The sequence below is a fragment of the Radicibacter daui genome, from assembly GCA_030657355.1.
GTDB lineage: Bacteria > Pseudomonadota > Alphaproteobacteria > Radicibacterales > Radicibacteraceae > Radicibacter > Radicibacter daui.
Window position 1 is genome coordinate 2,337,547 of sequence record CP131056.1, and the last position, 18,846, is coordinate 2,356,392.

General features: G+C 64.3%; 15 protein-coding genes and 1 tRNA gene. 9 read left to right on the top strand and 7 right to left on the bottom strand.

Annotated features, from left to right (window positions below):
* Position 1: 1 nt before the first annotated feature.
* Positions 2–301 carry an FAD assembly factor SdhE gene (locus tag QTL98_RS11015; RefSeq protein WP_445678538.1) on the bottom strand — a complete coding sequence of 100 codons (300 nt, stop codon included), beginning with the start codon at positions 299–301 and terminating at the stop codon, positions 2–4.
* Positions 302–488: 187 nt separating this feature from the next.
* Here QTL98_RS11015 and recG point away from each other — a divergent pair, with 187 nt between their 5' ends.
* The 7 genes from recG to QTL98_RS11050 all read left to right on the top strand — a co-directional run bounded on the left by recG (position 489) and on the right by QTL98_RS11050 (position 7,626).
* Positions 489–2,570 (top strand): ATP-dependent DNA helicase RecG, encoded by a 2,082-nt coding sequence (gene recG / locus QTL98_RS11020; protein ID WP_445678539.1) that lies wholly within the window; start codon positions 489–491, stop codon positions 2,568–2,570.
* 25 nt (positions 2,571–2,595) lie between these two features.
* A complete protein-coding gene (locus QTL98_RS11025; RefSeq protein WP_445678540.1) occupies positions 2,596–3,951 on the top strand; it encodes a class I SAM-dependent methyltransferase in 1,356 nt (451 codons plus the stop codon).
* 64 nt (positions 3,952–4,015) lie between these two features.
* Positions 4,016–4,091 (top strand) — tRNA-Lys (locus QTL98_RS11030).
* Positions 4,092–4,373: 282 nt separating this feature from the next.
* Positions 4,374–5,039 carry a carbonic anhydrase gene (locus QTL98_RS11035; protein WP_445678541.1) on the top strand — a complete coding sequence of 222 codons (666 nt, stop codon included), beginning with the start codon at positions 4,374–4,376 and terminating at the stop codon, positions 5,037–5,039.
* Between the two features lie 207 nt (positions 5,040–5,246).
* Complete coding sequence (locus QTL98_RS11040) at positions 5,247–5,873, top strand: ABC transporter ATP-binding protein (protein WP_445678542.1); 627 nt, start codon at positions 5,247–5,249, stop codon at positions 5,871–5,873.
* A complete protein-coding gene (locus tag QTL98_RS11045; RefSeq protein ID WP_445678543.1) occupies positions 5,870–7,075 on the top strand; it encodes an ABC transporter permease in 1,206 nt (401 codons plus the stop codon). The genes QTL98_RS11040 and QTL98_RS11045 overlap by 4 nt, the downstream gene beginning before the upstream one ends.
* A complete protein-coding gene (locus QTL98_RS11050) occupies positions 7,075–7,626 on the top strand; it encodes a DUF3299 domain-containing protein (protein WP_445678544.1) in 552 nt (183 codons plus the stop codon). The genes QTL98_RS11045 and QTL98_RS11050 overlap by 1 nt, the downstream gene beginning before the upstream one ends.
* Here the strand turns inward: QTL98_RS11050 and QTL98_RS11055 are convergent.
* From QTL98_RS11055 to recQ, 6 genes are all read right to left on the bottom strand, one after another.
* Positions 7,616–8,434 carry a glycosyltransferase family 2 protein gene (locus tag QTL98_RS11055; RefSeq protein WP_445678545.1) on the bottom strand — a complete coding sequence of 273 codons (819 nt, stop codon included), beginning with the start codon at positions 8,432–8,434 and terminating at the stop codon, positions 7,616–7,618. The genes QTL98_RS11050 and QTL98_RS11055 overlap by 11 nt on opposite strands.
* Before the next feature lie 111 nt (positions 8,435–8,545).
* Positions 8,546–9,721 carry a BaiN/RdsA family NAD(P)/FAD-dependent oxidoreductase gene (locus tag QTL98_RS11060; protein ID WP_445678546.1) on the bottom strand — a complete coding sequence of 392 codons (1,176 nt, stop codon included), beginning with the start codon at positions 9,719–9,721 and terminating at the stop codon, positions 8,546–8,548.
* A 78-nt stretch (positions 9,722–9,799) separates the two neighbouring features.
* The gene (gene coaD / locus QTL98_RS11065; RefSeq protein ID WP_445678547.1) at positions 9,800–10,318 is read right to left on the bottom strand and encodes a pantetheine-phosphate adenylyltransferase; all 519 of its coding nucleotides are present in this window, start codon (positions 10,316–10,318) and stop codon (positions 9,800–9,802) included.
* Complete coding sequence (gyrA, locus tag QTL98_RS11070) at positions 10,315–13,107, bottom strand: DNA gyrase subunit A (RefSeq protein WP_510637476.1); 2,793 nt, start codon at positions 13,105–13,107, stop codon at positions 10,315–10,317. The genes coaD and gyrA overlap by 4 nt, the downstream gene beginning before the upstream one ends.
* Positions 13,108–13,200: 93 nt before the next feature.
* Positions 13,201–14,580, bottom strand: coding sequence for an MATE family efflux transporter (locus QTL98_RS11075; protein ID WP_445678548.1), 1,380 nt, complete (start codon positions 14,578–14,580; stop codon positions 13,201–13,203).
* 89 nt (positions 14,581–14,669) lie between these two features.
* Positions 14,670–16,484, bottom strand: a complete 1,815-nt coding sequence (gene recQ, locus QTL98_RS11080; protein WP_445678549.1) for a DNA helicase RecQ — start codon at positions 16,482–16,484, stop codon at positions 14,670–14,672.
* A 236-nt stretch (positions 16,485–16,720) separates the two neighbouring features.
* Here recQ and QTL98_RS11085 point away from each other — a divergent pair, with 236 nt between their 5' ends.
* Together QTL98_RS11085 and QTL98_RS11090 are read left to right on the top strand one after the other, a co-directional pair.
* Positions 16,721–17,704: a LacI family DNA-binding transcriptional regulator gene (locus QTL98_RS11085; protein ID WP_445678550.1), complete on the top strand. Its 984-nt coding sequence runs from the start codon at positions 16,721–16,723 to the stop codon at positions 17,702–17,704.
* A gap of 96 nt (positions 17,705–17,800) precedes the next feature.
* A complete protein-coding gene (locus QTL98_RS11090) occupies positions 17,801–18,814 on the top strand; it encodes an ABC transporter substrate-binding protein (protein ID WP_510637564.1) in 1,014 nt (337 codons plus the stop codon).
* Positions 18,815–18,846: the final 32 nt, after the last annotated feature.

Below are 18,846 nucleotides of genomic sequence, written 5' to 3' on the forward strand. Positions count from 1 at the left end.
ATCAGCCCTGGTAACCGTGCGCGTAGTAGGCGCGCAGCTTCTGCCACACCGAGGTGTCGATATCGGCGGGCGTCGGTTCGCGGTCGGTCAACCAGTTGTAGATGTCCGGATCGTTCTCTTCGAGCAGGGCGTCATAGGCCGCCACTTCATCGGCAGAAAAACCGGCGAGATGCGCATCGGCAAAACGCCCGAGCAGCAGATCGGACTCTCTTGTGCCGCGATGCCAGCTGCGAAAACGCAGGCGCCGGCGGCGGGTTTCGAGGTCTTCCTGGGCTTCCGGCTGGTTCTGGGAGGTGGTCACAGGTTTCAATTCCGGTGTTTTTTCAAAAGGGTAGCCGCCCCGGGCCGCGCCGGCAAAAAGGAAGCCCGGCGGGCCGCAGCAGGCTTGCTGCGTGTTATTCTGGCTGACATATAGACCGCCGAGCCGGTACTGTCAGCCCCGTGGCGCACGGATTTGTTCTCATCCTGTTCACGACGAGAGGTAAGTTTTGCGCCCGGAAGCGCTCTTCAGCCTGTTCAAGCCGTTGCAGACCCTGCCCGGAGTGGGACCGCGCCTTGCGGTTCTGCTGGAAAAGCTGGTGGGCGCTCACGTGGTGGACCTTATCTGGCATCTGCCGGTCGGCATCGTCGATCGCTCGCACCAGCCGCGTATTTCCGGCATTGAGCCCGGCCGGCTGGTAACGGTAACGGTGGTGGTCGAGGCGCATCAGCCGGCGGCCCGCGCCGGCCTGCCCTCCCGCGTGCGCTGTGCGGACGAAACCGGAACCCTCGACCTTGTCTTCTTCCATGCCCGTGGCGACTGGCTGCAGAAACAGCTGCCTGTCGGCTCGACCCGGGTGGTGAGCGGCCGCGCCGAGTTCTATCATGGCCAGCCGCAGATCGCGCACCCGGACCTGATCGTCGATCCGGCTGAATTTGATCCGTCGGCGGCGGTGGAGCCGGTCTATGGCATGACCGCAGGGCTTGCACCCAAGACGCTGGCAAAGATCATGACTGCGGCGCTCTCGAGCGCGCCCGATCTGCCGGAATGGCTCGACGGGCCGCTGAAAGCGCGCGAGGGCTGGGCCGACTGGCGCGAGGCGCTGATGACGGCGCATTCCCCGCAGTCGCTGGCTGAACTTGACCCGCAGTCCCCTGCCCGCCAGCGCCTTGCCTATGACGAACTGCTGGCCGGCCAGCTGGCGCTGGCGCTCATTCGCCGGGCGCAGCGACGCCTCAAGGGGCGTGAGCTGAAGGGCGACGGCCGGCTGCGCAGCGCCATCGAGGCGCGCCTGCCTTATCGCCTGACCAATGCCCAGCAAGGCTCGCTTGCCGAAATCTTTGCCGACATGGCGGCACCTGCCCGCATGCTGCGGCTGCTGCAAGGCGATGTCGGCAGCGGCAAGACGGTGGTGGCGCTGCTCGCCATGCTGGCCGCCGTCGAAGCCGGCACTCAGGCAGCGCTGATGGCGCCGACCGAAATCCTTGCCCGGCAGCATCTGGAAACACTGGCGCCGATGCTGGAAGGCTCGGGCGTACGCCTTGAGATCCTGACCGGCCGCGACAAGGGCAAGGCCAGGGAGGCGCTGCTGGCCCGGCTTGCTGCTGGGGAGATCGATATTCTTGTCGGCACCCACGCCGTGTTCCAGGACGATGTGGCCTTTGCCGATCTGGGTCTTGCGGTGGTGGACGAGCAGCACCGTTTCGGCGTGCACCAGCGCCTGCAGCTTTCCGGCAAGGGCAGCGCCGTCGACATGCTGGTGATGACGGCAACGCCCATTCCGCGCACCCTCACCCTTACCGCCTATGGCGACATGGAGGTGAGCCGCCTGACGGAAAAACCGCCTGGCCGCCAGCCGGTTAAAACCATCGTTCTGCCTTCCACCCGGCTGGGTGAGGTGGTGTCCGCCATCTCCCGCAAGCGCGCGGAAGGCGCGCGCATCTACTGGGTGTGCCCGCTGGTGGATGAGAGCGAGCAGATGGACCTTGCTGCCGCGACAGACCGGCAGGTGATGCTGGAGGCGGAATTCGGCCCCGGCGTCGGGCTTATCCACGGCAAGATGAAAGCGGCGGACAAGGACAAGGTGATGGCGGATTTTGCTGCCGGGCACTTGTGGATGCTGGTGGCAACCACCGTGATTGAAGTGGGCGTCAACGTGCCGGAAGCCACCGTGATGGTGATCGAGCATGCCGAACGCTTTGGCCTTGCCCAGCTGCACCAGTTGCGCGGACGCGTCGGGCGTGGCAGCGGAGAATCCACCTGCCTGCTGGTCTATGACGGCCAGCCCGGAGAGACCGCCAAGGCGCGCCTGCGCATCATGCGCGAGACGGAAGACGGCTTCGTTATCGCAGAAGAAGATTTGCGCCTGCGCGGCGCCGGCGATGTGCTGGGCACCAAACAGAGCGGCCTGCCGCAGTTTCGCCTGGCAGACCTTGCTGAACATACGCCGCTGCTTGAGATCGCGCGCGACGATGCGCGCCTGATCCTGAAGATGGATGGCGAGCTGCAAAGCGACCGTGGCAAGGCGCTGCGCACGCTGCTTTATCTGTTCGAGCGGGACGCCGCGGTGCGTTACCTGCGCTCCGGCTAGGGCCGGTCATGAGGGGGAATATCAGGTGAGTGAAAACCGGAACACCGCCGTCCGTCAGCAATATGAGGATTTCCCCTACCCCCGCCGCGATCCGGCGGAGGAAGCAACGCGCCTGCTGCGCCCGCCCATGGAATATCTCGCTCGCATCAACCATCACGGCTGGCGCGGTGCCAAGGTTTTCGGGCCGGAATTTCGTGCCCTTGTGGCCGGCGGCGGTACCGGTGACAGCTCGATCTTTCTGGCCGAGCAGCTCAAGAGCTTCGGCGGCACCGTGGTACATCTGGAGCAGAGCGCTGCAAGCATCGGCGTTGCCCGCGAACGTGCCGCCCGGCGCGGCCTTGCCAATGTCACTTTCGTGCAGGGCATGATCGAGGCCGCACCGGAGCTGGTCGGCGGCCCCGTCGACTACATCAACTGTGCCGGCGTGCTGCACCATATGGCCGACCCGCAGCAGGGGCTGAATGCCCTTGCCGCCACGCTGAAGCCGGACGGGGTTGCCGGCATCATGGTCTATGCGCGCTATGGCCGGTATCCGACCGAGCATATGCGCTCGCTTTTTGCCAGCCTCGGCGTACCCGAGGCCCCTTCCCGCGCCGAGCAGACGGCGCTTGCATCCTCCCTCGTGCAGCACCTGCCCGCCACCAACCCCTTCCGCCACGCCGATGCCGACGGGTCGCTGACAGCAGCGCTCTTGAAGGATGAGCACGAGTTGCATGACCTGCTGCTGAGCCCGCGCGAGCGCAGCTACACGGTGCCGGAGTTCCATGGGCTGGCGGCAGGCGCCGGCCTCAAGGTTGCCGGTTTCACCGGCTTTTTCCTTGAAGGCGGCACCAATGCCAGCTTCTACCGGGTGGAGAGTTACCTGGCAGACCCCGCCCTGCTCGCCCGGGCGCTTTCAAAACCCCTTGAGCAGCAGCAGGCGATTGCCGAGCTTTTGCATGGCAACATCCCGCTCCACAGCGCTTATCTGAGCCGTTCGGGCCGCGCCGGTGCGGCGAGCCTCAGCGATCGCTCGCTGGTGCCGTTCTTCTTCATGGCGCCGGAGGGGGGCATGCTGGCCGCCTGGTCCGCCGCCGCCCGTGCCAGCCGGCCGGTGCAGATTGCCGACAGCTATGGCAACGGCCTGACCGTCAACGCCGTGCCGCCGATTACCGCCGTTGCTGGCCTCATCGATGGCAGGCGCTCCATCAGCGACATCATGGCGGCCGCCTCCAGCGTGCCGGAGCTGATGTTCGCGCCAAACCCCGCCGGTCTGGCGTTACAGGCGCTGGAGGCGTTGTTTGCCAGTTTCGAGCAGTTTGACTGGCTTTTGCTGGGCCGCGGGCAGGCTTTTGCCGAACCGCAGGTGGCCGGTGCGATGCTGAAGATCATTCCGGGTTGACCTAGCCGGGCGTGCGCCATATTGTCCGCCGCGCTTCGCCGCCAAGGCAACTTCATGAAGCAGCGTGCCCATAGCTCAGTCGGTAGAGCAGCTGACTTTTAATCAGCGGGTCGCAGGTTCGAATCCTGCTGGGCACACCACCCCACCTAAATATCTGTACCGAAATCCGCCGACTCTTGTTCAGCGGGTCGAGGAGCTCTGCTGACGGGCCGGCTTCGCCGCTCCCGGCCGGGTTGTTTTCACATCTCCGCAGTTTCAAATGCAGCAAAGACAGAAGCCTGCTTGTTCGTTGGCGGCTTTGTTGTATTCATTGGGCCTAGCCCGACACCGGCCCCGCTGGCCGATACAGAATTGGGTGTCAGCTGAGGCGGGTCGGATGCGACCGCACGGCTTGTTCTTCCTGTTTATGGCTGGATTTTCTGATGCTCGATGATCTCTTTCGCCGCAACGCCGACTGGGCGCAGGCGCAGATTGACCGCGACCCGATGTTCTTCAAGCGCCTCGTGGCGCTGCAAACGCCGGACTATCTGTGGATCGGCTGCTCCGACAGCCGCGTGCCGGCCAATGAAATCACCGGTCTTGCGCCGGGTGAAGTCTTCGTGCACCGCAATGTCGCCAATCTGGTGCACCCGACCGATCTCAACCTGCTCTCCGTGCTGCAATATGCCGTCGAGTTCCTCAAGGTTCAGCACATCATGGTGGTGGGCCATTATGGCTGCGGCGGTGTGATTGCGGCCTGCGACAGCATCAAGCGCGGCCTCATCGACCACTGGCTGCGCCCCATTCAGGACCTTGCTTCCAAGAACAAGGCCGAGCTTGACGCCATCGAGAGCGAAAAGGACCGGGTGAACCGGCTCTGCGAGCTCAATGTGCTGGAGCAGGTGCGCCACATCGGCGAATCCCCCATCGTGCGTCAGGCATGGGAAGCGGGCCAGCCGCTGGAGCTGCATGGCTGGATTTACAGCCTGGAAGATGGCCGCCTGCGCGATCTGCAGTGCAGCCGCGATGCCAATGGCCCGATTGCGCCGGACGGTCCGGCCCCGGAGGCCTGGCTCAAGATTCCGCCGCACGCGCACCACGATCACTGAACAAACAGCGTTTAACGGAAAAGCCCGGCCTCATGACGAAGCCGGGCTTTCTTGTTTTAAAGCTCCCGGTCGGGTCCTTTTGCCGCACGAAGCTGAATGTGAAGGGCTTGCCCGGGCGGTAATTGTTACATTATATCGTCCGTTACATTGTATCATTATCGAAGGGCGCGCGGCGGTATGGAACTGGTGAGATCGACGGGGCTGCGATTGAAACGGCCTGGCGGGCCGACCCTTTCTTTCCCCGATCTGGTGATCCGCAGCGGTGAGCGGATATTGCTCACCGGCGCGTCCGGAGCCGGCAAGACCACGCTGCTTTCCATGCTCACCGGTTTGCTGGCTCCGCAGGAAGGCGCTGTGCTGCTGGACGGCCAGGATTTTTATACGCTCGGTTCCGGCGCACGGGACCGGCTGCGCGGGCGGCGCTTTGGCTTCGTGTTCCAGACCCTGCACCTGCTCCCCTCCCTCACCTTGCGGCAGAATATAGCGCTTGCCGCCAATATGGCCGGGCTGCCGGTGGATGAGGCGCGTCTTGATGGCCTGCTGGCGACACTTGGCCTTGCCGGCAAGGCGGCGCGCCGGCCAGACGCGCTGAGCCAGGGCGAGCAGCAGCGCGCAGCCATTGCCCGCGCCGTGCTCAATCGGCCCGCCATCATCGTGGCGGATGAGCCGACCTCCGCTCTTGATGATGCCAATGCCGGTGCGGTGATGCAGTTGCTGCTGGATCAGGCGGAGGAGACCGGGGCGGCGCTGCTGGTCGCAACCCATGACAGCCGCATCCTGTCGCTTGGCGAACGCCATATCCATCTGCTGCCGGCCGAGGAGAACGCGGCATGAACGCCTTTTCCCTCGCCCTCGCCGCCATCCGGGCGCGCGGCCTGCAATCGGGCCTGTGCGTACTGGCTGGTGCCGCCGGCATCGCGCTGCTCAGTGCCATTTTCCTGATTTCCACCGCGCTGGATCGTGGGCTCGCCCGCAACGCCGAAGGTGTGGATGTCGTGGTCGGCGCCAAGGGCAGCCCGCTGCAACTCGTGCTGTCGAGCGTCTATCACGCCGATGTTCCGACCGGGAATATCGAGGCGGAGGATGCCGAGCGGGTGAGCCACAATCCCGCTGTCCGCCTGGCGGTGCCGCTGGCGCTTGGCGACAATTATCACGGCTGGCGTATCGTGGGCACCACGCCGGACTATCTCGCCATGCACCATGCCAGCCTTGCCGATGGCCGGCAGTGGAACGTGCCGTTCGAGGCCGTGGCCGGAGCGCTTACCGGGCTTGAGGTGGGCGACGAGTTTGCCGGGGTGCACGGATTTGCCGCTGACGGCGACGATGTGCATCACTTCCACAATTACACCATCGTCGGCCGCCTGAAGCCGACCGGCACAGTGCTGGACCGCCTTATCCTCACCTCGGTTGAAAGCGTGCAGCAGCTTCATGGCCATCCGGACGCCGATGATGATGACGCTGCGGAGGAAATGAAGATTGCCCATCAGGTGACGGCGCTGCTCATCAAGGTAAAGAGCCCGATCGCGATCATGAACCTGCCGCGTGAGCTCAACCGGTCCTCAAACCTGCTGGCGGCAAGCCCGAGTTATGAGATGGCACGGCTTTCCACCGCGCTGGGGCTCGGACGCGGGCTGCTCACCGCGCTTGGCGCTGGTTTCGTGATCCTGTCGGCGCTGATGCTGCTTTCCGTGTTGGCTTCCAGCCTGACGGCGCGGCGCTATGATCTGGCGCTGCTCAGGGTTCTGGGCGCCTCGCGCGGGCGGCTTTCCGCCACCATCCTGTCGGAGGCGTTGGTGCTGAGCCTTGCCGGAGCGCTGCTTGGTTTGGTCGCAGGGCACCTGATTGCCTTTTTCCTCTCGGTGACGGTAAAGAGCCTTGGCGGTATGGTGTTGCCATCGGCGCTGCTGGTGCCGCAGGCGCTGGATTTCTGGCTGCTGGTGCTGGGCGGGCTTGCCGGCCTTGCCGCGGCGCTGGTGCCGGCGATTTCAGCGGCCAGAACAGATATTGCCGCTTTGCTTGCAAGAGGAAGAGCCTGATGTCTTCGAGGGTCCGGATGTCTGCCGCCGTGATGATGCTGGCCGCCGCTATTGCCGTGGCTCCAGCCCTGCCGGCAAGCGCGCTCACCTACCAGGAAAACAGCGACGGCACGACCCGGACCCTCAACGACTACATCAAGGACTATGTGGACGTGCCCAAGGGCGCGACCGACTGGAAAGTCTTTGGCCAGACGCAGGAAATTGACGTCAAGGGCGTCGACAAGGACGGTTACGACTACGAATATACCAAGCCGGAGTTCACCCCGGCGGTCGAGGCGCTCGACGGCAAGCAGGTGACGGTCAAGGGCTTCATGTTCCCGCTGGGTGAGACCGAGGGGCAGAAACTCTTCCTGTTCGGCCCCTTCCCGCTCAGCTGCCCCTATCATTATCACGTCGGCCCGTCGCTGGTGCTCGAAGTGCATGTGGACAAGAAGCCGATCAACTTCTCCTACGATCCGATCACCATCACCGGCAAACTCCAGCTGGTGAAGGAAGATCCGGAGATGAACACCTTCTTCCGCCTCATGGACGCTAAAGTGGTCAAGGGCTGACGAGTTCGGCTCGCCGGCTCATGAAGGCGTAAAAACTGGTGGCAACCGGCAGCGCCGCCATGAAGGCGCGGTTGTCCGCCTTTTTCTGCCGATAAAGCGCCAGAGCGCGATCCTGCAATTCGGGCGGAATACGCGTCTTGCCGCCAGCGATGCGCCGCATGATCTCGTCATAGGTGCGCTCGACCCGGCGGGAGAAATCCAGCTCCGCGCTCACGCTGCCATGGCGCAGCCGCAGGCGATAGCGTACGCGCGGCGCCAGCGGCAGTTCCCCGCCGCACAGCGCCAGAAGCTCCGCGGCATGCAGCGTATCCTGTGACAGCATCGCCTCGAACCGGCCGACCAGATCGCGATGCACGAGTGGGCGGAAGGAGGCGCCGGTGCGGCCCAGCTCCTCCAGCGTCAGCCACTCCCCGCGTTCCGGCAGCAGGCTCACAAGGCTGCCATCGCCGTTTTCAATCGCGGTGCGCGCAAAAGCAGCGCCGTGACAGCGCGCAAGCGGCAGCAGGATTTCGAGATAACGCGCCGACCACAGATCGTCGGCATCAAGGAACGCGATGAATTCGCCGTGTGCACCCTCAAGTCCCCGGTTGCGCGCCGGGCCAACGCCGCTGCGCACTGGCCCGGGGGCCGGAAACAGGAACGGCCCCTGCCCGTCGTCAAAGGCGTCGTAACGGCTGCCATCGTCACTGACGATAACGATCTCCACCGCCTCGGGATCAAGCCCGCAGGCACGGATCGACTTCACGGCAGCACCCAGATAGCGCTGCGCCTGAAAGGCCGGGATGATCACGGACACCACGGGCTGCATCGGCAGGCTCTCCCCGGTCGGACGGCATGTCACGCTGCGTGATGGGCGATATAGTACATGAAGATCAGCCGAACAGGACAGCTCGCGAAATCTTGATGATAGCTGAAGGGCTTAGACGGCCTGCCCCGCGCACCAGCCACTGGCCCACGCCCACTGGAAGTTATAACCGCCGAGCCAGCCGGTAACATCCACGGCCTCGCCGATGGCATAGAGACCGGGCACGGATTTGGCCTCCAGCGTGCGGGAAGAAAGCTCGCCCGTGTCGATGCCACCGGCCGTCACTTCCGCCTTGGAGAAACCTTCGGTTCCGCTCGGCTTGAAAGGCCAGCGTTTGAGGAGGCCGCCAATCTCGCGCAGCTTCTTGTCGCCGATTTCGTTCATCGGCCGGTTATCGAAGCGCTGCTGGCAAAGCGCCTGTGCAAGGCGGGCCGGCAGCATTTCGCCAAGGATAGTCTTGAGCTCGGCCTTGGGGCGTTCATGCTTGCGGGCGAGCAGCATTGCCTCCGGGTCCTGACCGGGCATCAGGTCGAAGAGGACGGTGTCACCCGCCTTCCAGTAGGACGAAATCTGCAACACAGACGGGCCGGACAGGCCACGATGGGTGAAGAGCATCGCTTCCTCGAAGCGGCGCTTGCCGATACTGGCAATAGACGGCAGCGAGACACCGGCAAGGCCGGGCACCAGATCGCTGTCGCTGGCCCCCAGCGTAAAGGGCACCAGCGCCGGGCGCGGCGTTACCACCTTGAGGCCGAAGCGCCGCGCCATATCATAGGCAAAGCCGCTGGCGCCCATCTTGGGGATCGAGGGGCCGCCGGTTGCCAGCACCAGCGCGGGCGCTGTGACGTCACCGCTCGTGGTGGCGACCTCAAACTCGTCCTTGCGGGTGAGCGAGGTGACGCTGGTCGAAAGGCGAAGTTCCACGCCGGCGTCTTCGGCTTCCGCCAGCAGCATGACGACAATCTGGTGGGAGGACTGGTCGCAGAAAAGCTGCCCCAGCGTCTTTTCATGCCAGGCGATGCCGTGGCGGTCGACAAGCCCGATGAAATCTTTCGGCTTGTAGCGGCCGAGGGCGGATTTGCAGAAATGCGGGTTTTCGGAGAGGAAGTTTTCCGGCCCGGCATGGATGTTGGTGAAGTTGCAGCGCCCGCCGCCGGAAATCAGGATCTTGGCGCCCGCCTTGTCGGCATGGTCGATCAGCAGCACCCGCCGGCCACGCTGGCCGGCGCTGATGGCGCACATGAGACCGGCAGCGCCGGCACCGATGATGATGACGTCATAAGAGGCCATGAAGCCGGTATCCTGAAAGCTTGGCCTTTTGAAACAAGCTGGCCGGGAGCGCCCCTGCGGCGGCTCCCGGCGAACCCGTCAATCCCTGGGCGGCAGCTCCGGCAGGCCGAAGCGCAGGCGAACCTGGGCCGCGACGCGCGGGCTGACGAAATGGCGGATATCTCCGCCGAAACGGCCGATTTCCTTGACGAAGCTGGACGAGATGAACTGGTGGCGATCGCTCGCCATCAGGAACACCGTCTCGATCGTCGGGCTCAGCCGGTAGTTCATGCTGGCCATCTGGAATTCATATTCGAAATCCGAGACGGCACGCAGGCCGCGGATGAGAATGCGGGCGCCGCAGGTTTCGGCAAACGATACCAGCAGCTTGTCGAAGGGGCGCACCTCGATGGTGGCGCCGCCCTTGACCGCATCGGCGATATCCGCCTTCACCATCTCCACCCGTTCGGCGGTGGAAAACAGCGGACCCTTGTTGTCATTGCGGGCCACGCCGACGATGAGGTGGTCAACCACCTTCACCGCCCGCTGGATGATGTCGAGATGGCCGACGGTGATCGGGTCGAACGTGCCGGGGTAGAGGCCGACAAGCCCGCTCATTCGTCGCTTCCTTCGCCGGCTCCGTCGTCAGTCGCCTGCGCACCAGTTTCGGATGCTTTCACTTCGCTGGTGCCAGCGGCTCCTTCGGTCTCTTCTTCCTCGGCCACGGCTTCGCCGGTCAGATGAGCGCAAGAGACCACCGCCTCGCCGTCAGAGACCCGGAACACAGTAACGCCCTTGGTCTTGCGACCGGCGATACGCACCTGGTTGATCGGCACGCGGATCACCTGCCCGCCATTGGTCACCAGCATGATCTGGTCGCCATCGATGACCGGGAAGGTGGCGACCACCTTGCCCAGACGGTCATTCATGTCGATGTTCCAGATGCCCATGCCGCCACGGCCGGCAAGCCGGTACTCATAGGACGAACTGCGCTTGCCGAAGCCGTTCTGTGTCACGGTGAGCAAGAGCTGCTCGCGGGCCGCCAGTTCCTCGAACCGTTCCTGGCTGAGCGTGCCAAGGGCGCTCTCATCCACATCCGGATCGACGGTGGCTGCCAGATCGGCATCCTCGTCCTGGTTGCGTTTCATACGCAGATAGGCGGCGCGCTCTTCCGGCGTCGCTTCGACATGATCGATGATCGTCATGCTGACGATCTCGTCATCCCCGCCAAGGCGGATGCCGCGCACGCCGGTGGAGGACCGGCCGGCGAAGACACGCACATCGGTCACGGCAAAGCGGATGCACTTGCCGGCGCCGGTTGCCAGCATGATGTCCTGATCGTCACGGCAGATCTGCACGGAGATGAGGCGGTCGCCCTCCTCCTCCAGCTTCATGGCGATCTTGCCATTGGCCATGACGTTGACGAAGTCGCTGAGCTTGTTGCGGCGGATGGTGCCGTGGCCGGTCGCGAACATGACAAACATGTTCTCGGTATCGGCCTCGTTATCCGGCAACGGCATGACGGTGGAGATCGTCTCGCCCGGCTCCAGCGGCAGCAGATTGACCAGCGCCTTGCCACGCGAGGTCGGGTTACCCATCGGCAGCTTGTAGGTCTTGAGCTTGTAGACCATGCCGCGGGTGGAGAAGAACAGCAGCGCGGTATGGGTATTGGCGACAAAGAGGTCGGAGACGAAATCCTCGTCCTTCGTCGTCATGCCCGAGCGGCCCTTGCCGCCGCGGCGCTGAGCCCGGTAGGTGACGAGCGGCACGCGCTTGACGTAGCCGGCATGGCTGACCGTCACCACCATGTCCTCGCGCTCGATCAGCGCTTCGATATCGGTATCGAATTCGATGTCGAGGATCTCGGTGCGGCGCTTGTTGCCGAAACGCTCGCGGATATCAAGCAGCTCGGCCCGCAGCACTTCCATCAGGCGCACACGGCTGCCGAGAATCGCCAGATATTCCTGGATGCGGGCGACGATCTCGTTGAGTTCTTCGGCGATCTTGTCGCGCTCGAGGCCAGTCAGGCGATGCAGGCGCAGGTCGAGGATGGCGCGGGCCTGCGCCTCGGTCATGCGGTAGGTATCGTCTTCCAGCAGCAGGCTCGCCGGATCGTCCACCAGCCGGATGAGCGGCGCGACTTCGCGCGAGGGCCAGTTGCGCGAGGTCAGCGCTTCCCGCGCCTCCTGCGGATCGGCGGCTTCGCGGATGATGCGGATGATCTCGTCGATATTGGCGACGGCAACGGCAAGGCCGATCACGACGTGGGCGCGTTCGCGGGCCTTGTTGAGCTCGAAGATAGTCCGGCGGGTGATGACTTCTTCGCGGAACTCCACGAAGGCCACCACGACCTCACGCAGGCCCATCAGTTCCGGACGGCCGCCCTTCAGCGCCAGCATGTTGACGCCGAAGCTGGTCTGCATCGGCGTATAACGGAAGAGCTGATTGAGCACGACATCCGGCGTGGCATCGCGCTTCAGCTCGATCACCACACGGACGCCATCGCGGTCGGACTCGTCACGCAGGTCGGAAATGCCTTCAACCAGCTTTTCCTGCACGCATTCGGCGATGCGCTCGACCATGCGGGCCTTGTTCACCTGATACGGGATCTCGGTGACGATGATGGCTTCGCGGTCCTTGCGCGGCTGCTCGATATGGGTACGCGCCCGCATGATGACCGAGCCGCGGCCGGTATGGGCCGCAGCCCGCGCGCCGGCGCGGCCGACAATCAGGCCGCCGGTCGGGAAGTCGGGGCCCGGGACAATCTCCATCATCTCGTCGGTCGAGATTTCGGGATTATCGACATAGGCTATGCAGGCATCGATGACTTCGGTCGGATTGTGCGGCGGCACGTTGGTCGCCATGCCGACAGCGATACCGCCGGCGCCGTTGACGAGCAGGTTCGGGAAACGCGCCGGCAGAACGGTCGGCTCCAGAATGCTTTCGTCATAGTTCGGCTGGAAGTCGACGGTGTCCTTGTCGATATCCTCCAGAAGTGCCTCGCCGGCCTTGGCAAGGCGCGCTTCGGTATATCGCATGGCGGCGGCACGGTCGCCGTCCATGGAGCCGAAATTGCCCTGGCCCTGGATGAGCGGCACGCGCATGGAGAAATCCTGCGCCATACGCACCATGGCTTCATAGATCGAGCTGTCGCCATGGGGGTGATACTGACCCATGACGTCACCGACGGCGCGCGCGGATTTCTTGAAGGATTTCGTGCTGTCGTAGCCGCCTTCCTTCATCGCAAAGAGGATACGGCGGTGCACCGGCTTGAGGCCGTCACGCACATCCGGAAGCGCGCGGCTGACGATCACGCTCATGGCGTAATCGAGATAGCTGCGGCGCATTTCCTCTTCGATGGTGACGGGATTGATGGCGCTATTGGGAGTAGCGGCGCTGTCGGTCAAGTCACGTAATCCGTCTGGTCAGTACACACTTGGGGAAGCTTGTTTAGCACGCGCAGCAACGCGTGTCAGCGCTATGAAATCATTTGGAAGTCATCAGCCCGTACGCGCCGGTTTTGCTGGAGAAATCCGGTGCGAAAGCCACCAGAAACGGCCGGCCATCGCGCTGAAGGAAACGAGGCTTGCCAGGAAAACCGCCTGGAAGATTCCGGTCTGCCCCTGCCCGGCCAGAAAGGTCAGGATAAAGGCGAGCGGAATCATCACGCCATAATAGCTGCCGAAGTGGCAGGCGGTGGGAAACCAGGCATCGCCCCGGCCGCGGCAGGAGAGGTTCATCACCACCTGCCCGCCATCGGTCAGCAGCGCCACCGCCACCCAGGGCAGCAGCGGTGCGGCAAGGCCGATCACGTCGCGGTCATCGGTAAAGAGCGCCAGCATGGGCTCGGGGATGGTCATGTAGAGGACGGCGAGCGCTGCCGGAATGGCCGCGCCCATGCCAAGGCCCATCCAGCCGGAAAGCGCCATCACGCGCCGGTCTCCCCGTCCCCAGGCATGCCCCACTTCCACCTGCGCCGCGACGCCAAAGGAAAGGAAGACCATGAAGGGCAGCAGCAGGAACTGGAACGCCACGCTCTGGGCGGCAAGCGCCAGCGTGCCCAGCATGCCGGCAATGAGGGTGAGCACCGAAAAGGACGAGGCTTCGAAACCGGAACTGACGGCGGTGGCATAGCCAAGGCGGCGCTGTTCGGTGCCGATGCCGGCGGGCCCGTGCTCGGGCTTGCGAATGCCGTAGAAATCCCGGTTCGGCATCCACCAGACATAGGCGGCCATGCCGGTTGCCAGCAGGATGTTGACGACCAGCGTTGCCGTGGCCGCGCCGAGCGCGCCAAGCGCCGGGAACCCGAGCTTGCCATGCACTAGCACGATGTTGACGGCGGCGTTCACCACATTGGCGATGATGATGGCAACCATGCCCGGCAGCGGGCGCTTCAGCGCCTCCAGAAGCGAGGTGCTGGCGATGTAGAGGCCAACGAAAGGCAAGGCGAGCGCAATGAGGCGGGTTACCGGCGCACCGGAGGCCGCCATCTCCGGCGTCTGGCCCAAAAGGCGCAGCAGCGGCTCGGCAAACTGCAGCCCCATGGCGATGGCAAGGGCAACGGTGAAGCCGAGGAAAAGCGAGCGCCGCCAGACTGCGCCGCAGCGCTGGGGATGACCCTGGCCAACCGAGCGCGCAGCAATCACCGCACCGCCGCTCAAAAGGCCGATCAGCACCGGTACGAGGCAGTCATAAAGCGTGGCGCCGAGAATGAAGTCGGCCATCTGGTCAGGCCCTGCCCGGCCAAGGATGACGACATCGATGGCCAGCATGGCGACGACGGCAAGGCGAGAGACCACCACCGGCCCGGCAAGGCGCATCAGGGCGCGGGCACGCTCCATGATTTCCTGGCGCGTATAGGGGGCGATATGGGCGCTCATGGCGCGTCGGCTCCGGCATGAGAGAGGCAAAAGGGCCGGAGCTATACCACCGCCGGAAGGCCCCTTCCAGCCTCCCCCTCACACTTGGCTCAAACGGCCCGTTCCGCCGCCAGAACTTCCAGCACGCCGTCGCCGTAACGCTCCAGTTTTGCCGCGCCGATACCGGAGATTCCGGCAAGGTGGGCAAGGCTGCTGGCCCCGCTTTCGGCAATGGCGAGCAGGGTTGCGTCGTGGAAGATGACGTAGGGCGGCACGCCTTGCGTCTCGGCAAGGCGCTTGCGCCAGCCCCTCAGTGCCTCGAACACCGGCCTTGCATGTTCCGGCACTGTGCGGCTGGCGCCGGACTCGCGGGCACGGACCTTGTCCTTGCGCGGCCGGGTGATTTCCAGCTGCTGCTCACCGCGCAGCAGCGGGCGCACGCGTTCGGCGGGGCCGAGATGGAGGCCGCCATGCCCTTCGACATCCACCACCAGCAGGCCGGCGGCTACCAGCTGGCGAATGACGGATTGCCATTCGCTCTTGGAAAGGTCGGTGCCGAGCCCGTAGGTGGAGAGCTTGTCATGCCCGTACTGGCGGATGCGGTCGGTGTCGCCGCCCCGCAGGATGTCGATGATGTGGCCGGCGCCGAAACGTTGCTCAGTGCGGTAGACGCAGGAGAGCAGCTTCTGGGCGATCACCGTGCCGTCGATGGTTTCCACCGGGTTGAGGCAGGTATCGCAGTTGCCACAGCCCTGATCGAGATGATCGGAGAAATATTCGAGCAGGATCTGTCGGCGGCATCTCGCAGATTCGCAAAAACCGAGCAGCGCGGAGAACTTGTTGCGCTCGATGCGCTTCTGCTCCTCGGCCGCTTCCGATCCTTCGATGAAGCTGAAGACCTTGGCCACATCCTGCGCGCCATAGAGCAGCAGCGCGGTCGATGGTAGCCCGTCGCGGCCAGCGCGGCCGGTTTCCTGATAATAGGCCTCAAGGTTCTTGGGCAGGTCGAGATGGACGACGAAGCGTACGTCCGGTTTGTCGACCCCCATGCCGAAGGCGATGGTCGCCACCATGATCAGCCCCTCTTCCTTGAGGAAGCGGTCCTGATGGTCGGCGCGCACGCGGGCATCAAGCCCGGCATGGTAAGGCAGCGCGTGATAGCCCTTGTCCCGCAGCCATTCCGCGGTGCGCTCTGTCTTGGAGCGCGACATGCAGTAGATGATGCCGCTTTCGCTGGACGGCCGGCTGTCGAGAAAATCCTCCAGCTGCTTGTTGGTGCTGGCTTTCGGCTCGACGAGATAGCGGATGTTGGGCCGATCGAAGCCGGAGACGAAAACCTCACCGCGCCCGAGCGCCAGTCGCTCCACGATGTCACGCCGGGTCGGGCCGTCGGCCGTTGCCGTCAGTGCGATGCGCGGCACCTGCGGGTAGCGTGTGGCCAGCAGGTCGAGCCCGCGATATTCCGGGCGGAAATCATGGCCCCACTGGCTGACGCAGTGCGCTTCATCGACGGCAAAGAGCGAAAGCGGGATGGTATCCAGCCGGTCCAGCATGTCATCGGCCAGCAGGCGCTCCGGCGCCATGTAGACGATGTCGATCTCGCCATTATGCATGGCGCGCAGAGTCGCCCGCGCTTCGTCCGCCTCGACAGAAGAATTGAGCGCGCCGGCCCGCACGCCAAGCTGGCGCAGCGCTTCCACTTGGTCGCGCATCAGCGCAATCAGCGGCGAGACGACGATGGCGACACCGGACCGGCAGAGCGCCGGGATCTGGTAACAGAGGGACTTGCCGCCGCCCGTGGGCATCAGCACCAGCGCGTCCCCGCCCCCGACCACATGCTCTATGATCGCCTTCTGCGGACCGCGAAAGCGCGGATAACCAAAGACATCATGGAGAACTTGTTCGGGGTCGTGCGGCAGGGACATGAAAACTCTTTGAGGCTTTAGGCGTGGCCTGAGGCGGAAGTGCCGCCGGCTCCTGGAATGTGCCCCGCATGGTTAGCGCATGCCGGCCGCCACGCCGAGAGCTTTGATCGCGGTCTTGACAGAAAACCGCACCGCCGACATTGTTTCAGAAATATTGCTTAATCGATTAAGCCATTCACCTGTCGGCATGGCGCTTCGGTACGCATCACGGCCGGCGAAAACTGTTGGGGGCGCAGGTGGCTGAGCGGGAAATCACGATCGAGGCGATCGCGAAGCGGCTGGGGGTTTCCACCGCCACCGTTTCCTATGCCCTTACCGGCCGTGGCCGGGTTTCGCAAAAGCGTGTTGAGGAAATTCAGGCTGTTGCGGCCGAGATGGGCTACGTGCCCTCCCATGCCGGGCGCAGCCTGCGCACCGGGCGGTCGGCCCTTGTCGGCCTTGTGGTGCCCAACATCACCAACCCCATCTTCCCGTCGCTGGCCCAGGAGATCGAGAGCGAGCTCTATCACCGCGGTTTCGGGGTACTGCTCGCCGACTCCCACAATAACGAGGGCCGGCAGAACGAGGCGATCCAGCATCTGGCGGCGCGCGGCGCCGGTTCGGTGATCGTTATCCCCTGCCATGGCAGCGCGGTGCCGGACATGGGCATCCCGACCGTGCTGATCGACAGCTCGGAAACGCCGGGCAATGCGGTTGCCAGCGACCATCACGCCGGCGGCCGGCTGATGGCGGAGCATCTGCTCTCGCTCGGCCACCGCACCATCCTGCTGCTGGCCGGGCCGACGCGCTCCCGCGTGGCGCAGCTTCGTGCGGAAGGCTTTCGCTCGCGGTTTGCCGAGGCCTCCGGCGTCGACATCAGCATTCACCATTCCGGGTACGGCATTGCGGCCGGCAGCCTCGGTACCCAGCAGAACTGGCGCCTTGCCATGACGGCCGTTGCCGCCGTCTCCGACACGCTTGCCATCGGCGCGCTCAAGGCGCTGAGCCAGCGCGGCGTCAACGTGCCGGGCGATGTGTCGGTCACCGGCTTTGACGATACCGTGTGGGCGGAGTTGGTGACGCCCGCCCTCACCTCCGTTCATCAGGATGTGCAGACCATCGCCATGGAAGCCGTGCGCATTGCGCTTGGCGAGCGCGAGCCTGGCGTCATCGTGCCGATGAGTATCGCCGAGCGCGCCTCCACCGCCAACGCGCCGCCCACACCCATCAACAAAGGCTGAAGGACGCGGGATGCCACCCCCGTAAACCTCCGGCACTCCGGGCCGAAACCAGGCCCTACCTCTCTGAAGCCCTGTCCTTGCGGAGTTGATAAAATGCTGAAGTCCATCGCCCTTGGCGCAGCCGGCATCCTGCTGGCCGGCACCGCGCTTGCCGACACCCCGACCCTTACCGTTTCGACCTACGGCATTGCCCAGGACGATTTCCGCAAGATCCTCTTCGACCCGTTCGAGGCCGAGTGCGGCTGCAAGGTGGTGGTCGATATCGGCAACAATGCCGAGCGTCTGGCCAAGATTGCCGCCAATCCGGACGGGTATGATCTGGTCGCCTTTTCCGATTTCGGCGCCCTGGACGCCGCCAATCGTGGCCTGCTGCAGCCGATCGATACGTCGAAGCTGAGCAACTACGACAAGCTCTATGACAGCGCCAAGGACCCGGTCGGCAACAAGATGGCAGTTGGCTACACCATCTATGCCACCAGCATCGTCTACCGCACCGACAAGTTCGGCACCGTCAATTCCTGGGCTGATCTTCTGTCCGACAAGGCCAAAGGCCAGGTCGCCGTTCCGAACATTACCACCACGCAGGGGCCGCTCATCCTGCACATGCTGGCGGAAGCCGCCGGCGACAAGGATGTGAGCTACGCGAACGAGATCCAGAAGCTGGCGGACGCCAAGGGCGACATCGTCACCTTCTATGAGCGCTCCTCCCAACTCACCACCCTCTTCGCGCAGGAAGAAATCTGGCTGGCCCCGACCGGCCGTTATGCCTGGGGTAACTTGCTGAAGACCGGCCTGCCGCTTGCCTGGGCGACGCCGAAGGAAGGCCAGACCGGCGGCATGAATGTGCTGAGCATGGTCAAGGGCAGCAAGCACCCGGACCTTGCGCTGAAGCTCATCGACAAGTGGCTTTCCACCGAAACCCAGACTGCGCTCGGCAATGCCCTCGTCGACAGCCCGGCCAACAAGGAAGCCAGGCTGGAAGCCGACAAGGGCGCGCTCATGACCTATGGCGCCGACCAGATCAACTCCATCAGCTTCATCAAACCGGCTGATCTGCTGGCTCACCAGGAGCAGTGGATCAAGGACTGGAACGCGAAGATCAGCCAGTAAGCGGCTCGTGACAGCGCCGGCAGGGACAAGGA

Excerpts from the sequence above, each read along its gene's own strand:
- QTL98_RS11055 (WP_445678545.1), bottom strand. The coding sequence starts at position 8,434 with ATGCAGCCCGTGGTGTCCGTGATCATCCCGGCCTTTCAGGCGCAGCGC.
- QTL98_RS11045 (WP_445678543.1), top strand. The coding sequence starts at position 5,870 with ATGAACGCCTTTTCCCTCGCCCTCGCCGCCATCCGGGCGCGCGGCCTG.
- QTL98_RS11075 (WP_445678548.1), bottom strand. The coding sequence starts at position 14,580 with ATGAGCGCCCATATCGCCCCCTATACGCGCCAGGAAATCATGGAGCGT.
- coaD (WP_445678547.1), bottom strand. The coding sequence starts at position 10,318 with ATGAGCGGGCTTGTCGGCCTCTACCCCGGCACGTTCGACCCGATCACC.
- QTL98_RS11035 (WP_445678541.1), top strand. The coding sequence starts at position 4,374 with ATGCTCGATGATCTCTTTCGCCGCAACGCCGACTGGGCGCAGGCGCAG.
- QTL98_RS11060 (WP_445678546.1), bottom strand. The coding sequence starts at position 9,721 with ATGGCCTCTTATGACGTCATCATCATCGGTGCCGGCGCTGCCGGTCTC.
- QTL98_RS11050 (WP_445678544.1), top strand. The coding sequence starts at position 7,075 with ATGTCTTCGAGGGTCCGGATGTCTGCCGCCGTGATGATGCTGGCCGCC.
- recQ (WP_445678549.1), bottom strand. The coding sequence starts at position 16,484 with ATGTCCCTGCCGCACGACCCCGAACAAGTTCTCCATGATGTCTTTGGT.